Source organism: Mesorhizobium sp. M1396 (assembly GCF_040317725.1).
Lineage (GTDB): Bacteria > Pseudomonadota > Alphaproteobacteria > Rhizobiales > Rhizobiaceae > Mesorhizobium.
Window position 1 is genome coordinate 147,885 of sequence record NZ_JAMYLA010000007.1, and the last position, 14,619, is coordinate 162,503.

Annotated in this window: 11 protein-coding genes; 10 read left to right on the forward strand and 1 reads right to left on the reverse strand. The window is 62.1% G+C overall.

Features of this window, described 5'->3' with window-relative positions:
* Positions 1-128 precede the first annotated feature (128 nt).
* From NKH02_RS06780 to NKH02_RS06790, 3 genes are all read left to right on the forward strand, one after another.
* On the forward strand, positions 129-1,277 hold the full coding sequence (locus NKH02_RS06780) for a pyridoxal phosphate-dependent aminotransferase (RefSeq protein WP_352877351.1): 1,149 nt from the start codon (positions 129-131) through the stop codon (positions 1,275-1,277).
* 4 nt (positions 1,278-1,281) lie between these two features.
* A complete protein-coding gene (locus NKH02_RS06785; RefSeq protein ID WP_352864228.1) occupies positions 1,282-2,229 on the forward strand; it encodes a glutaminase in 948 nt (315 codons plus the stop codon).
* 265 nt (positions 2,230-2,494) lie between these two features.
* Positions 2,495-2,773 (forward strand): hypothetical protein, encoded by a 279-nt coding sequence (locus NKH02_RS06790; protein ID WP_352864230.1) that lies wholly within the window; start codon positions 2,495-2,497, stop codon positions 2,771-2,773.
* Between the two features lie 339 nt (positions 2,774-3,112).
* Here the strand turns inward: NKH02_RS06790 and NKH02_RS06795 are convergent, their stop codons facing one another.
* Positions 3,113-6,043 carry an Rne/Rng family ribonuclease gene (locus NKH02_RS06795; RefSeq protein WP_352877353.1) on the reverse strand — a complete coding sequence of 977 codons (2,931 nt, stop codon included), beginning with the start codon at positions 6,041-6,043 and terminating at the stop codon, positions 3,113-3,115.
* A gap of 656 nt (positions 6,044-6,699) precedes the next feature.
* Between NKH02_RS06795 and NKH02_RS06800 the strand changes: the two genes are divergently transcribed.
* The 7 genes from NKH02_RS06800 (at position 6,700) to NKH02_RS06830 (ending at position 14,495) form a co-directional block, all read left to right on the forward strand.
* Entirely contained in the window at positions 6,700-7,962 is a 1,263-nt protein-coding gene (locus NKH02_RS06800; RefSeq protein WP_352877356.1) for an N-acetylmuramoyl-L-alanine amidase, read from the forward strand.
* Positions 7,963-8,175: 213 nt separating this feature from the next.
* Positions 8,176-10,632 (forward strand): penicillin-binding protein 1A, encoded by a 2,457-nt coding sequence (locus NKH02_RS06805; protein ID WP_352877358.1) that lies wholly within the window; start codon positions 8,176-8,178, stop codon positions 10,630-10,632.
* A gap of 115 nt (positions 10,633-10,747) precedes the next feature.
* A protein-coding gene (gene prfB / locus NKH02_RS06810) for a peptide chain release factor 2 (protein WP_352877359.1) occupies positions 10,748-11,879 on the forward strand; the annotation gives its coding sequence in 2 pieces (ribosomal slippage) (positions 10,748-10,813 and positions 10,815-11,879; 1,131 coding nt in all).
* Between the two features lie 169 nt (positions 11,880-12,048).
* Positions 12,049-12,462 carry a GFA family protein gene (locus NKH02_RS06815; protein ID WP_352877362.1) on the forward strand — a complete coding sequence of 138 codons (414 nt, stop codon included), beginning with the start codon at positions 12,049-12,051 and terminating at the stop codon, positions 12,460-12,462.
* 287 nt (positions 12,463-12,749) lie between these two features.
* A complete protein-coding gene (locus NKH02_RS06820; protein WP_352877364.1) occupies positions 12,750-13,127 on the forward strand; it encodes a hypothetical protein in 378 nt (125 codons plus the stop codon).
* 176 nt (positions 13,128-13,303) lie between these two features.
* Positions 13,304-13,672, forward strand: coding sequence for a GFA family protein (locus tag NKH02_RS06825; protein ID WP_352877366.1), 369 nt, complete (start codon positions 13,304-13,306; stop codon positions 13,670-13,672).
* 172 nt (positions 13,673-13,844) lie between these two features.
* Positions 13,845-14,495, forward strand: coding sequence for a YiaD family glycine zipper/OmpA-like lipoprotein (locus NKH02_RS06830; protein WP_013531371.1), 651 nt, complete (start codon positions 13,845-13,847; stop codon positions 14,493-14,495).
* The last annotated feature ends 124 nt before the right edge of the window (positions 14,496-14,619 follow it).

Here is a 14,619-nt window from a genome sequence, read left to right on the forward strand (position 1 = left end):
CGAGCGGGCGAAAGATGAAAAGTCGGCGCGGGAAACTTCCTCAACTTGTGATCCTCACATCAATCGGGCATTTGTGCGGCGTATGCGTCAGCGGCTTGGGGCGCTTGATCGTCGGGAATAGGGATAAAATGGTCGTTTCGCTCTCACGCCGTGGCAATGTCGAGCCCTTCCATGCCATGGACATTCTGGCCGAGGCAAACCGGCTGAAGGCAGGAGGGGTGCCGGTCATTTCCATGGCCGTCGGCCAGCCCTCCGATCCCGCGCCGGTTCTGGTTCGCGCGGCCGCCGCCAAGGCCTTGCAGGACGGACGCATCGGCTACACCGACGCGCTGGGACTGGCAGGTTTGCGCAAGGCGATCGCCGAACATTACGCCGATCACTATGGGCTCGATATCGAGCCCGACCGGATCGCGGTGACCACCGGATCGTCGGCCGCTTTCAACCTCGCTTTTCTGGCGATGTTCGATCCAGGCGACCGCGTCGCCATCGCGGCACCCGGCTATCCTGCCTATCGCAACATCATGGCCGCGCTCGGCATCGAGGTGGTCGAGATCGAACTCGGCGACGCCGCCTACCTGCATGCCGGCCACCTGGAGACGGCGCATCGCGAGAAACCGCTGAAGGGCGTTCTGTTCGCCAGTCCAGCCAATCCAGCCGGCGCGGTCATACCGGCCGATGAGCTCGCGGCCTTGGTGAGGACGGCACAAGAACTCGGCATCGCCGTCATCTCCGACGAGATCTACCACCGGCTGGCCTATGCGGCCCCGGACACCACGGCGCTCGCTTATGGGGACAGCGTGACGGTGGTCAATTCCTTCTCCAAATACTACTGCATGACCGGCTGGCGCATCGGCTGGATGGTGCTGCCCGAAGAGCTGGTGCGGCCGGTCGAGCGCGTCGCCCAGAGCCTCTACATCTCGCCACCGGAACTGTCGCAGATCGCCGCGATCGAGGCGTTCAAGGCGACCGAGGAGCTGGAAGCGGTGAAAGCCCGTTACGCCTGGAACCGCGAGCTCCTGATGAAACGCCTGCCGGAACTCGGCTTTCCGCTGGCGGCACCGATGGACGGCGCCTTCTACGCCTTTTGCGATGTCACCCGGCATGCCAACGACAGCATGGCCTTTGCGCGAAAGATGCTGGCTGAAGCGCATGTCGCGGCAACGCCCGGGCGCGACTTCGACACCCAGGCGGGGCACCGGATGATGCGGTTTTCCTATGCCGGCAGCCACGATGACATGGTCGAGGCGATGACGCGCATCGAACGCTGGTTGAGGTAGCGCCATGCCGGAGCTCGAGCAGGCCCCCAAACTTGACCAGGCATTGGCCGAAGTCGCCGCTGAAATGGCCGAACGCACCGATCGCGGCGACGTCGCCACCTACATCCCGCAGCTGGGCAAGGTCGATCCGAAGAAGTTCGGCATCGCCGCCGTCACCAATGACGGCCGCGTGCTGATGGCGGGCGATGCCGAACAGGCCTTTTCGATCCAGAGCATCTCGAAAGTGTTCACCCTGACATTGGCGCTCGGCAATGTCGGCGACGCGCTGTGGCAGCGGGTCGGGCGCGAACCTTCGGGCAATCCGTTCAACTCGATCGTGCAGCTCGAGCATGAGAACGGCATTCCGCGCAATCCGTTCATCAATGCCGGCGCCATCGTCATTTCCGACATCCTGCTTGCCGGCCACGAGCCGCGCGAGGCGATCGGCGAAATCCTCCGCTTCGTCCAGTTCCTCGCCGATGACGAAACGATCGTCATCGACCGCGAGGTAGCCGCGTCCGAGCGGGCCACCGGCTACCGCAACTTCGCGCTTGCCAACTACATGAAATCCTTCGGCAATCTCCACCATGCGCCGGAGCTGGCGCTGGGCGTCTATTTCCATCACTGCGCCATCGCCATGAGTTGCCGGCAGCTGGCGCTCGCCGGCCGCTTCCTTGCCAATGGCGGCAAGAACCCGGCGACCGGGCATTCCGTGGTGTCGGCCGAGCGGGCGCGGCGCATCGGCGCCATGATGCTGACCTGCGGCCACTATGACGGCTCCGGCGATTTCGCCTTCCGCGTCGGCATCCCCGGCAAGAGCGGCGTCGGCGGCGGCATATTGGGTATCGTGCCAGGCGTGGCGTCGCTCGCCGTCTGGTCGCCGGGCCTCAATGCCAACGGCAATTCCAAGCTGGGGTCGATCGCGCTGGAAAAGCTGGCCAGGATGATGAACTGGTCGATCTTCGCGCCTTGATGCATGTCGCCCAAAAGTGCGCAGTGGTTTGGGACAACGACATGCGCGGCAGCGCCTAACCCGAACGACATATATCGTTCGATCAGTTCCGGGCCATTAACCATAATACTATCGAATAGAGAATGGACCCGTCCTCGCTGGAAGCGTCTCATGGTTCTTTGCGGCATCGGCCGTGCCTCTGCCTCTCACGTGCCCCTGCCTCTCAAAAAAGATGCGGCCTCTCAAAAAAGATGCGTCGCTTTTAGGCTTCTCAGTGGAGGAATAGATGAAAACGCTCCTTACGTTCGCGGCGGCTTTGGCACTCGCACTCGCAGCGTCCGCTCCCGCGTCTGCCGTGAAGAATGGATTTGACAGCGATACGTCAAGCACGTCCGGACAGGGAAATGGCGGAAAAACAAATGACAGCGCCAACCCGGATAACAGTGGCACGACGACAACGACCACCACGACTTCAGGACCACATGGTCAGGTGAAGCAAGGCGAGACCGACTGCAATAACTGCTCGACGACGACCACGTCGGACCTGCCGGGCAAGAACAGATAGGCCAACGAGGAACCAGGGGCGGGGAAACCCGCCCCTCTCTGTTTCAGATCGCAATCAGCGCTACGAAGCAACGTCACGATTAGGCGTCGCGTTTCTTATGGGAACCCGGCTTTAGCGGGTGCTCGACTTCCTTGGCTTCGATCAGCGCAACGATATCGGCAATCTCCCATAGCAACCTCCATGCTTCCGTTCAGCATATGGGAGGCCAGGCCGATATGTGAAATGCATATTGCATCCCTTCAAATTTCAAACTGACCCACTGCCAAAAAATCCCGCGCCGCCTTTCGAAACAGCGCGGGATTCATTTTGTCAGAAAATCACTTCAAGTAACTGAAAGGCTTAGAAAAAGCCTTTCCGCTGCCACCAACCGGCGCGCTTCGGCTTGTCCTCGGTCTTGGCTGCGGACTCTTCCGCAACGGTCGAAGACACCACCGGGGCGACTGGCGCCTCCGCTGCCGCCGGCTTGCGCCGCGACGGGCGGGCCTTCGGTGCCTTCTCGACAGCCGCTGCCTCGTCGGACGCAGTGGCCGGTGTCTCGACCGGTGCTTCCGTCTCGGCGGCCGGCTCCTCGGCGACGACCTCGGCCGCGGCCTTCTTCGGCTTGGCGGCACGGCGCGGCTTCTTCGGCTTCTCGGTGCTTGGCGTGTCGTCATTGGCCGGAGCAAGCGCCGCCGGCTCTTCGGCTGGTGCGACAATTGCCGGCTCGCTGGCGATCACCTCGGGTGCGGAGACTTCGCCTTCGGACGCGTCGGCTGTTTCGCCGGCGCTCACCTCGGCTTCGCCTTCGCCATCTTCACGGCGATTGCGTTTGCCGCCGCGCTTGCCGCGCCGGCGCTTCTTGCCCTGGCCTTCGTCCGAAGCCTCAACCGTCTCGGACGTTTCGGCGACGCCAACTTGGGCGTCATCGTCGGCTTCCGCATCGCTATCGCTCGCCGAGTCGGAGAACTCAATGGCCGGCATCGAGACGGAAGCACCGTCCGTTGGCGCGCCATGTTCGCGGTCGCGATCCTTGCCGCCGCGACGACGCCGACGCTTGCGACGCTTGCGGTCACGGCCTTCGCCTTCCTCACTGGCGGCAGCAGGTCGGGGTTGTTGCTGCGGCTGCTGGCGTGGCTGTTCGGCCTGCACCGGCGCCTCATCGTCTTCCTCGACGACGACAATCTCTTCCTCGGGCTCTTCCGGTTCGACATAGGCCGGGAAGCTGCGTGCCTCGACAAAGCCTTCCGGCTTTTCAGCCAACGCGCCGCGGAAGATCGCATAATGCTGCGCGCCGACGGAATCGTCGGCCTCGATGGTGATCGTCAGCCCAAACCGGCTTTCGAGTTCCACGAGCGTGCCGCGCTTGTGGTTGAGCACGTAGAGCGCGGTCGCCGCCGGCGTCCGCACCGTGATGTGGCTGCGCGAATCCTTGAGCAGGAATTCCTCGATTGCCCGCACCACCAACAATGCGACCGAGGAATCGGACCGCACATGGCCGGTGCCGCCGCAATGCGGGCAGGGCTTCATGGTCGATTCCAGCACGCTGGCGCGGATGCGCTGGCGTGACATCTCCATCAGGCCGAAATGCGAGATACGGCCGACCTGGATGCGCGCACGATCGTTCTTGAGGTGATCCTTCAGCCGCTTCTCGACGGAGCGGTTGTTGCGGTTCTCCTCCATGTCGATGAAGTCGATGACGATCAGGCCGGCGAGATCGCGCAGCCTGAGCTGGCGGGCGACTTCCTCGGCCGCTTCCAGATTGGTGTGGAGCGCGGTGTCCTCGATCGAGTGCTCCTTGGTGGAGCGGCCCGAATTGACGTCGATGGCAACCAGCGCCTCGGTCTGGTTGATGATGATGTAGCCGCCGCTTTTCAGCGTCACCTGCGGCTGCAGCATACGGTCGAGCTGCGCTTCGATGCCATTGCGCACGAAGATCGGCGTCGTGTCGCGGAACGGCTGAACCACCTTGGCGTGGCTCGGCATCAGCATGCGCATGAAGTCCTTGGCTTCGCGGTAGCCTTCCTCGCCGGAGACCAGAATCTCGTCGATATCCTTGTTGTAGAGGTCGCGCACCGAGCGCTTGATCAGGCTGCCTTCCTCGTAGACCAGGGCAGGGGCCGTGGACTGCAAGGTGAGATTGCGGACATTTTCCCAAAGCCGCATCAGGTATTCGTAATCGCGCTTGATCTCGGCCTTGGTGCGGCTCTCGCCGGCGGTGCGCAGGATGACGCCCATGCCCTGCGGCACTTCGAGATCGGCAACGACCTCCTTGAGGCGCTTGCGGTCGACCGCGCTGGTGATCTTGCGCGAAATGCCGCCGCCGCGCGCCGTGTTCGGCATCAGCACCGAATAGCGGCCGGCAAGCGACAGATAGGTGGTCAGCGCCGCGCCCTTGTTGCCGCGTTCTTCCTTGACGACCTGCACCAGCAGGATCTGCCGGCGCTTGATCACTTCCTGGATCTTGTACTGGCGGCGCACCGGCTTGCGGCGGTTGCGCACCTCTTCCAGCGCATCCTCGGCACCGACCGATTCGACCTCGTGATCATCCGGATGCGAGGACTGTACTTCTTCCAGCATGCCACGGTCATTGTCGCCGGACGTCGCTTCGCTGCCCTGTTCGGCCTGCGAGACGGGTTCGGAAATCACATCGCCTTCGACCGCGGCCGCGATCGATGTCGGGCCACCCTCGCGGGTTTCGGTTTCGTCCTGCTCGGCTGAAGCTTCGTCATGCTCGGACGTGCCGGCATGTTCAGGCGTATCGCCATGTTCGGACGTATCGGCAGCGTGTTCGATGATCTCGGAGGTGTGGGAAATTTCCTCGACAACGATGTCGCCATTGTCACTGCCTTCGCCTGGCTCGCCGGAGCCTTCGCCTGCCTCGCCCGCATCGCGCTTGTGCTCACCGCGGTCGCGGGTCTTGCCGCCGCGCCGGCGGCCGCGCCGTCCACGATCGCGGCTCTGGCGATCATCGCCGTCGCCGTCCTCGTTCTCCTCGTCCTCGGCCTCCTGCGCTTCCGCGCGCAGCAGTGCCTGACGATCGGCGACCGGAATCTGGTAGTAGTCGGGGTGAATTTCACTGAAGGCCAGAAAACCGTGACGGTTTCCGCCATATTCGACAAAGGCCGCCTGAAGCGAGGGCTCTACGCGCGTTACACGGGCTAGGTAGATGTTTCCTTTGAGCTGTTTCTTGTCCTGGGATTCAAAGTCGAATTCTTCAATACGGTTACCGCGAACGACGACAACGCGTGTTTCCTCCGGGTGGGAGGCGTCTATCAGCATTTTGTTGGGCATTATTTCGTTTCCCCCCGGCAGCCGTCAGCCGCAGCTTGCGAGGCAATGCCTGCTGCTGCGTGTCTGGAGTGTGGGTGCCGGATATCTTAACGTCCGCCGGCCGCCACTTGAGCGCCATGGCGGTGCCGCCCGCAGCCATATTGGCGCGGTTTGTTGCGGACCTTTCCATGATTGCGCTTGAAGCCATCGTCACCAGCAGAACCTTTTGAACCAAAGCCCGGACGAACCGGACCAGCTTGTTTGCTCATACAGAGCCGGCGCGGGAACAAACCCGGCCGTTTTCCTCACGCAGGCGATTCCCCCGCCACGGGCGCACACCTGCGAAATTCGTCGCGATCACCTGGACCCTTTTCGCGTGAAGCGAAAGGAGCCGCCTTTTTCATCTGACCCTGTAGCAGGAAGCTGCGGAGGAGGGCGGTTCCAGGATTGCAGTGATCCACCATCGCTTTTATGATTTGGCGGGGTGGAAGGCAACCCCGATTTCCGATGCCGGCAAAAAGCAGTTCCGTAACGTAAGTATGGGTTTCGACCCTTGTATGAAAAGGCTTGGTTAACCTTCTCTGGATACCAATCGTTAATCGAGTTCGCGGCCTAACCGGCACTTCGACAAAAACGACCGGGCGCCTGGCGCCAAACCGGGAGCGACTGGAAGAGAAATGGGACCGGCGGACTTCACAGACAAGGGATGTCGTGTTGGCGGCCGGATCCTGGCCTTTTTCCGTCTCTTGCTGCTGCTGACGATCTCCTCCGCCTTTTCCTCGATTGCCCAAGCCGCCGACGCTCCGCTCGTGGCAAAAGGCTACAAGATGGCGGGCGACGCCACCAAGATGCGCATCGTCATGGATTTCGATCGCGAACCCGATATCAAATGGTTCCTGCTGCGCGGTCCCAACCGGCTCGTCCTCGACCTCGCGAATACGAGATTCGCCATTGACGCCAAGGATTTGAAGGCACGCGGCCTGGTCAAGGGCGTGCGCCTGGGCGAGCTCGGCGAAGGCGTTTCGCGGCTGATCCTCACCGGCAAGGGCCCTTTCGCCGTCGACAAGCTCGATGTGCTCAAGAATGAGGACGGAACCGGATACCGCATTGCCATCGACATATCGGCGGCCTCCGCACGCGAGTTCGATGCCGCACTGGCCAATCAGGCGCTGACCACCGGATCGACGGTTTCGACCGACAAGGGAGAGCGGGTCGGCACCGGACCGGTCTCCAATCCGGGCCATCGCTTCACCGTCGTCATCGACCCAGGCCATGGTGGCATCGACGGCGGCGCCGAGGGATTGAACGGCACCATTGAGAAGAACGTCACGCTGGCCTTCGCCACGGAGCTGCGCGACAAACTCGCCGCCGTCGGCAATTACGATGTGTACATGACGCGCGACACGGACGAATTCCTGCGTCTGGACGACCGCGTGCGCATTGCCCGACAGCACGAGGCCGACCTGCTCATTTCCATCCATGCCGACACAATCAGCGTCAAGGGCATTCGCGGCGCCACCGTCTACACCGTTTCCGACAAGGCTTCGGATCCCGAGGCGCAGGCGCTTGCCGACCGGGAAAACCTCTCCGACCAGTTCGCCGGCATGGAAATCAAGAACGACAGCAAGGAAGTCACCGACATCCTGATCGACCTGATCCGCCGCGAAACGCACAATTTCTCGATGAGTTTCGCCCACACGCTGGTCGGCCAGTTGTCGACCAGCGTCGGCCTTATCAACAATCCGCAGCGTTCGGCGGGCTTCAAGGTGCTGAAAGCACCCGATGTGCCGTCCGTGCTGGTCGAACTCGGTTACCTCTCAAATGCCAAGGACGAGGCGCAACTGCTCAACGCCGACTGGCGCGGCAAGGCGGCCCAGAGCATAACCAATGCCGTCGCGCTTTTCGCTTCGGCCAGGGCCGGATCGGGAACCGGAGGCTGACATGCCCGGCGGCGCCTGCAACCGGAGGCGGCGTTGCTCGGCGACAACACCCGGTGCTTTTATTTCCGGCACGCGGCCGCGAAATCCGGCATTGCCGTATTTTGTCCACATGGTGGCGACAAGGGTTTTCGATTACGGATTGGGACCGGCTCGAAAGCTTGCGCGAAAGGCGGCTTCGTTTAGGAAATTCCCGAACCAAGGACTGGAGCGGGTATGATTCGTCTCATTGGCTATTTTTTCGGCATCGGCACGACGCTGGCCCTTCTGGTCGCGGCGGGCGTTGCCATCTACATCGGCCATTTGTCGAAGGATCTGCCCGACTACGAGGTGCTGGCCAAATACGAGCCCCCGGTGACCACCCGCATCCATTCGTCGGATGGCGCGCTGATGGCCGAATATGCCCGCGAACGGCGCCTGTATCTGCCGATCCAGGCCATACCGGATCGCGTCAAGGCGGCCTTCCTGTCGGCGGAAGACAAGAACTTCTACAACCACCCCGGCATCGACGTGACCGGCCTCGGCCGCGCCATCATCGTCAACCTGCAGAATCTCGGCTCGGGCAGGCGTCAGGTCGGCGCCTCGACGATCACCCAGCAGGTGGCGAAGAACTTCCTGTTGTCCTCGGACCAGACCTACGAGCGCAAGATCAAGGAGATGATCCTCGCCTTCCGCATCGAGCAGGCCTATCCCAAGGATCGTATTCTCGAGCTCTACCTCAACGAAATCTTCTTCGGCTTCGGCGCCTATGGCGTCGCCGGCGCCGCGCTGACCTATTTCGACAAGTCGGTCAACGAGCTGAGCGTGGCCGAGGCCGCCTATCTGGCTTCCCTGCCGAAGGGCCCGAACAACTACCACCCCTTCAAGCATGCCGATCGCGCGCTGGAGCGCCGCAACTGGGTCATCGACCAGATGGTCGAGAACGGCTACGTCACGCGTGAGGAAGGTGCCAACGCCAAGGCCGAGCCGCTGGGCGTGACGCCGCGCCGCAACGGCAGCTATCTGTTCGCCGGCGAGTACTTCACCGAAGAGGTGCGCCGCCAGATCATCGCCCGTTATGGCGAGAATGCGCTTTACGAAGGCGGCCTTTCCGTCCGCACCACACTCGATCCGAAGATCCAGCTCATAGCCCGCAAGTCGATGCAGAACGGGTTGATGAAATACGACACCCTGCGCGGTTATCGCGGGCCGGTGACGTCAATCGACGTGTCCGGAGACTGGGGCGTGCCGCTGGGCAGCGTCAAGGGGCTGGAGGATGTTCCCGAATGGTCGCTCGCCGTCGTGCTCGACAGTTCCGCGACCGGCCTGTCGATCGGCCTGCAGCCCGCGCGCCAGGCGTCGGGCGAGATCGCCAAGGAACGCGTCGAAGGCACCGTCAGCAAGGAAGACATGGGTTTTGCCATGCGCCATGTGGTCGACGGCAAGACCGTCAAGGCCAAGTCGCCGGCGGAGGTGTTGAAGCCGGGCGACGTCATCTTCGTGCAGAAGAACGACGGCTCCGATGGCGCCTACAGCCTGCGCCAGGTTCCCGAGGTGGAGGGCGGCCTGATCGCAATGGATCCGCATACCGGCCGTGTGCTGGCCATGGTCGGCGGCTTCTCCTACGCGCAGTCCGAATTCAACCGCGCGACGCAAGCCATGCGCCAGCCAGGCTCCTCGTTCAAGCCGATCGTCTATTCGGCGGCTCTCGACAATGGCTATACGCCGGCCTCGGTGATCATGGATGGGCCGATCACCATCCAGAGCGGCAACACGACCTGGACGCCGAAGAATTACGACGGCACCGTCGCTGGTCCGGCGACCCTGCGCTCCGGCATCGAGAAGTCGCGCAACCTGATGACGGTGCGGCTTGCCAACGACATGGGCATGAAGCTTGTCGTCGAATATGCCGAGCGCTTTGGCGTCTACGACCATCTGGCGCCGTATCTGCCGATGGCGCTGGGCTCCGGTGAAACGACGGTGATGCGTATGGTGTCGGCCTATTCGATCATGGCCAATGGCGGCAAGTCGATCAAACCATCGCTCATCGACCGTATCCAGGACCGCTACGGCAAGACGGTGTTCAAGCAGGACGAACGTGGCTGCCAGGGCTGCAACGCGACCGAATGGCAGAACCAGCCTGAGCCGGAACTGGTCGACAACTCCGAGCAGGTGCTCGATCCGATGACCGCCTACCAGATCACCTCGATGATGGAAGGCGTCGTGCAGCGCGGCACCGGCGCCACCATCGGCGAACTCGGCCGCCACATCGCTGGCAAGACCGGAACGACCAACGACGAAAAGGACGCCTGGTTCATCGGTTACACGCCTAACCTCGTCGTCGGTCTCTACATGGGCTACGACACGCCGCGCGGCCTTGGCCATGGCGCCACCGGCGGTGGTCTCGCGGCACCTATCTTCAAGGACTTCATGCGGGTGGCGCTGGACGGCACGCCCAATGTCGACTTCAAGGTCCCGGACGGCATGAGTCTGGTCGCCATCAATCGCAAGACCGGCATGCGCGCCGCATCGGGTGATCCCGGCACCATCATCGAAGCCTTCAAGCCGGGTACCGGTCCCGCCGACAGCTATTGGGTGATCGGCATGGGCGCCGATGGCTCCAATGCCACGGGTGGCGCGCTGTCGCCGCAGGCCAATCAAGCCATCCAGTCCGGCGGCGGCGGCCTCTACTGACGATTTTCAGGAGCGGATGGGCTGGCCTTGCGCCGGCCCATTTTGCTTTACAGCCGGCGGCGGCCTCCCTATGTATCGCCGACCAATTTCAGCAAACAGGACAGAACAGCCAGCCATGCGCGCGGAAACGCAGAACATTGTCGACGAGATCAGGCAGGCGATCACCCTGCTGAGGAGGCATCTTTGACTGGGATCAGGCCATAAAGCGGCTTGAATACCTCAATGTGCGCGCCGAGGACGCCAGCCTCTGGAACGAACCGCTGGAAGCGCAGAAGCTGATGCGCGAACGCCAGGGCCTCGAGGAGGGCATCGCCTCGGTGAGAGGCCTGACGCAGGCGCTGGAAGACAATATCGGCCTGATCGAGCTCGGCGAGGAAGAGCGCGACGAGGGCGTGATCGCCGAAGCCGAAGCCGCGCTCCGTTCGATGCAGGGCGAAGCGAAGGCCCGCCAGGTCGAGACGCTGCTGTCGGGTGAAGCCGACGCCAACGACACTTATCTCGAAATCCATGCCGGCGCCGGCGGCACCGAAAGCCAGGATTGGGCCTCGATGCTGCTGCGCATGTACACGCGCTGGGCCGAGCGGCGCCGCTTCAAGGTCGAGGTGCTGGAAGTGCATGACGGTGAAGAGGCCGGCATCAAGTCCGCCACGTTGATGATCAAGGGCCACAATGCCTATGGCTGGATGAAGACGGAATCGGGCGTTCATCGCCTGGTGCGTATTTCGCCCTATGACAGCAATGCGCGCCGCCATACGTCCTTCGCCAGCGTCTGGGTCTATCCGGTCATCGACGACACGATCGAGATCGACGTTTCCGAATCCGATGTCCGCATCGATACCTATCGCTCGTCCGGCTCCGGCGGCCAGCACGTCAACACCACCGATTCGGCTGTTCGTATCACCCATCTTGCGACCGGCATCGCTGTCGCCTGCCAGGCCGAACGTTCGCAGCACAAGAACAAGGCCAAGGCCTGGGAAATGCTGCGCTCGCGCCTCTACGAGGAAGAGCTGAAGAAGCGCGAGGCGGTTGCAAACGCCACCGAAGCGTCGAAGAGCGATATCGGCTGGGGTCACCAGATCCGCTCCTATGTGCTGCAGCCCTATCAGCTGGTGAAGGATCTTCGCACCGGCGTCGAGAGCACCAACCCGTCGAGCGTGCTGGATGGCGACCTCGATGATTTCATGGAAGCCTCGTTGTCGCAGCGCATCGAAGGTGGTGCGGGTGAAGCCGTGGCGGACCTGGACTAAGGCTATGCTCATATTCAGGTGAGGCCGGCCTGCAAACGGCGGCTTCCTGCGCTTCCGGTGCTCACGGACCCGAATGTCCGCTCCGCTCCGGTTCTCGGAACCCACCATTTTCGACTCGGCCTGACCTGAATCTGAACATACCCTTCGCACCTTAGCGACGGAGGAGAGAATGACTCGCAAGCTCACTGGAAAGTGCTTTTGCGGCGCGGTTCACTACGAAGTCGCGGACGAATTCATCTATGCCGCGAATTGCCATTGTTCGAACTGCCGCCGCACCACCGGTTCGGCCTTCAAGCCTTTCGCCGGCATCGAACGTGACAAGTTTGCTCTCACCGCGGGGCACAACAAGCTCCTGATCTTCGGTGACCAAAGCGGCCATGACGCGCATTGCGGCCGGTGCGGTTCATTGCTCTATTCGCTCGTCCGCGAGGGCGCTTTCGTCCATGTCGCCATGGGTACCCTTGTCGACGATCCGGCCATCCGACCGACCGCGCACATCTTCGTTGGCTCGAAGGCCGGCTGGTTCACCATCGCCGACGGCCTGCCGCAATATCAAGAGCATGTGATTGCCGATCGGCCATAGGCCGGAACCACAGCGCACCAATCCCGTTTAGTCGATACCTGTTTGCCGGGAGTTGATTTCAGCGGTCGATAGCGGATGATTGGTTGGCATGCGCCGCGGTACTCGTGAACGCAGCAATTTCTTGCGCCGACTCACATTTGCGCTCACCATCACGGCATTGAGGGGAGACAAAAAGCATTTATGGCCGGGCGCGGCATATCTGCAAGCTGACGATCTGGCCGCTGGGAAGACACGTTCTGGGAACGGGCAAGCGAAATGCTTGATGCTCGTTTGAAAGGAACGCTTCCATGTCTGCTGCCACATCCAGATCGGCCCATGCCGTTCAACCGGCTGGCCGACTTTTGTTTTCCCTGTTCGCAATCGGCGCAATCGCAATGCTGACGGCACCCGCCTTTGCGCATGACGCCACACCGACAGCGGCAAAGCCACTAGGCTGGAGTTACCCATTCGCATGCTGCGCCAACTATGATTGTCGTACGACCCATACTGGCGAAGTGTTGGAAAAACCCGAGGGTTATGTCATCGCCGGCACGGGTGAGGTTGTTCCCATGAGCGACAAGCGCGTCAAGGACAGCCCGGACGGTGAGTTCCACTGGTGCGCGCATCAGGCCGGTCTCGACGCCGGCAAGACAATCTGCCTGTTCGTGCCGCCGCGCTCTTATTGACGAAGACATCCGCGGTCGCGTGTAACGGGGCAGGTTGGCGACTTGCCGGAGCCTGTCTATGCCCGCAGGCCGGGCATTCGCGGTTCGGTGGATGCATGATGGCAGGCAGTTGTCAGGAGCACCTCTTTATGCTGCCTTTGCCGCTTAGGTGGCGGGCAATGGAGAGGAACTCGTTGATGACCATCAAGGCAAGCTGTCATTGCAGGGCGACGACGTTCGAGGTTTCGCAGGCACCGCGGACCGTGACGCAATGCACCTGTTCGTTCTGCTCGAAGCGTGGCTCGCTCTGGGCATACTACATTCCATCGCAATTCAAGCTCACCAGCCCTATGGAGAACGTTTCTTTCTACCGATGGGGGTCGAAGACCGTAAAGCATGGGTTTTGCGCCACCTGCGGCTGCGGCACCTTCACGGAAACGCCGGACTGGTCGAAGGGCGAGCCGGATTTCGATAATCCCAAGATCAGCGTCAATTCGCGGCTGTTCGATGATTTCGATCTGGACAAAGTCGAAGTGGTGGTCATCGATGGCAAGAATCTCTGGTAGCCTTCAGGCGATCCCAGTGCGGCGATGCGGCGCCTTCGCCGGGGTATTGGTCCCCGGAAAAGCCGTGGGCGGCGTTTTTGCCGTTCCGCTTTTCGCCGCAATTCATGGTACAAGTCGCCGCAAGGGCTGATTTGGCGCCACCGCAAGGCGTGACTTGGAGAGGGACCATCCTATGAAAAAGACTGTGCTCGTCGTCGTGGCGACGGCTGTGCTCGTGAGTGCCTGCACCACCACTGATCCGTATACAGGCGACCAGAAGATTTCCAACACCGCTGCCGGCGCTGGCCTTGGCGCCTTGGCTGGTGCCAGCCTTGGCCTGCTTGCCGGCGGCAATGACCGCCGCAACGCGCTGATCGGCGCGGGCATCGGTGCGCTCGCCGGCGGTGCCATCGGCGCCACCATGGACCAGAACGAAGCCGAACTGCGCCGGCAACTCGAGGGTACCGGCGTCAGTGTCACCCGTAGCGGTGACCAGATCATCCTCAACATGCCCTCCGATATTACCTTCAACTCAGATCAGGACGCTGTGAAGCCCGGCTTCTACCAGGTGCTGAACTCGGTCGCTCTGGTGCTGAAGAAGTTCAAGCAGACCACGGTCGATGTGTTCGGCCACACCGATTCGACTGGTGGGGATCAGCACAATTTCGACCTGTCCCAGCGGCGCGCCCTGGCGGTCGCCAACTATCTGTCTGGCCAGGGCGTCGATCAGCGCCGCTTCGCGGTCACCGGCTTCGGCAAGACGCGTCCGGTCGCATCCAACGCGACGGCCGAAGGCCGTGCCCAGAACCGCCGCGTCGAAATCCAGTTGTCGCCGCTTACCTGATCTGTTCGGCGAGGGAATGCGAAACGGCCCCGCGTTGGGTAATGCAGTTCACTTAAGTTGGGCTGGATGAGGATCTGGTAAGACCTATCGAGCAGGATGGAGATTCGTTTCCATCCTGTTCGTG

Excerpts from the sequence above, each read along its gene's own strand:
- NKH02_RS06780 (WP_352877351.1), top strand. The coding sequence starts at position 129 with ATGGTCGTTTCGCTCTCACGCCGTGGCAATGTCGAGCCCTTCCATGCC.
- NKH02_RS06785 (WP_352864228.1), top strand. The coding sequence starts at position 1,282 with ATGCCGGAGCTCGAGCAGGCCCCCAAACTTGACCAGGCATTGGCCGAA.
- NKH02_RS06790 (WP_352864230.1), top strand. The coding sequence starts at position 2,495 with ATGAAAACGCTCCTTACGTTCGCGGCGGCTTTGGCACTCGCACTCGCA.
- NKH02_RS06795 (WP_352877353.1), bottom strand. The coding sequence starts at position 6,043 with ATGCCCAACAAAATGCTGATAGACGCCTCCCACCCGGAGGAAACACGC.
- NKH02_RS06800 (WP_352877356.1), top strand. The coding sequence starts at position 6,700 with ATGGGACCGGCGGACTTCACAGACAAGGGATGTCGTGTTGGCGGCCGG.
- NKH02_RS06805 (WP_352877358.1), top strand. The coding sequence starts at position 8,176 with ATGATTCGTCTCATTGGCTATTTTTTCGGCATCGGCACGACGCTGGCC.
- NKH02_RS06815 (WP_352877362.1), top strand. The coding sequence starts at position 12,049 with ATGACTCGCAAGCTCACTGGAAAGTGCTTTTGCGGCGCGGTTCACTAC.
- NKH02_RS06820 (WP_352877364.1), top strand. The coding sequence starts at position 12,750 with ATGTCTGCTGCCACATCCAGATCGGCCCATGCCGTTCAACCGGCTGGC.
- NKH02_RS06825 (WP_352877366.1), top strand. The coding sequence starts at position 13,304 with ATGACCATCAAGGCAAGCTGTCATTGCAGGGCGACGACGTTCGAGGTT.
- NKH02_RS06830 (WP_013531371.1), top strand. The coding sequence starts at position 13,845 with ATGAAAAAGACTGTGCTCGTCGTCGTGGCGACGGCTGTGCTCGTGAGT.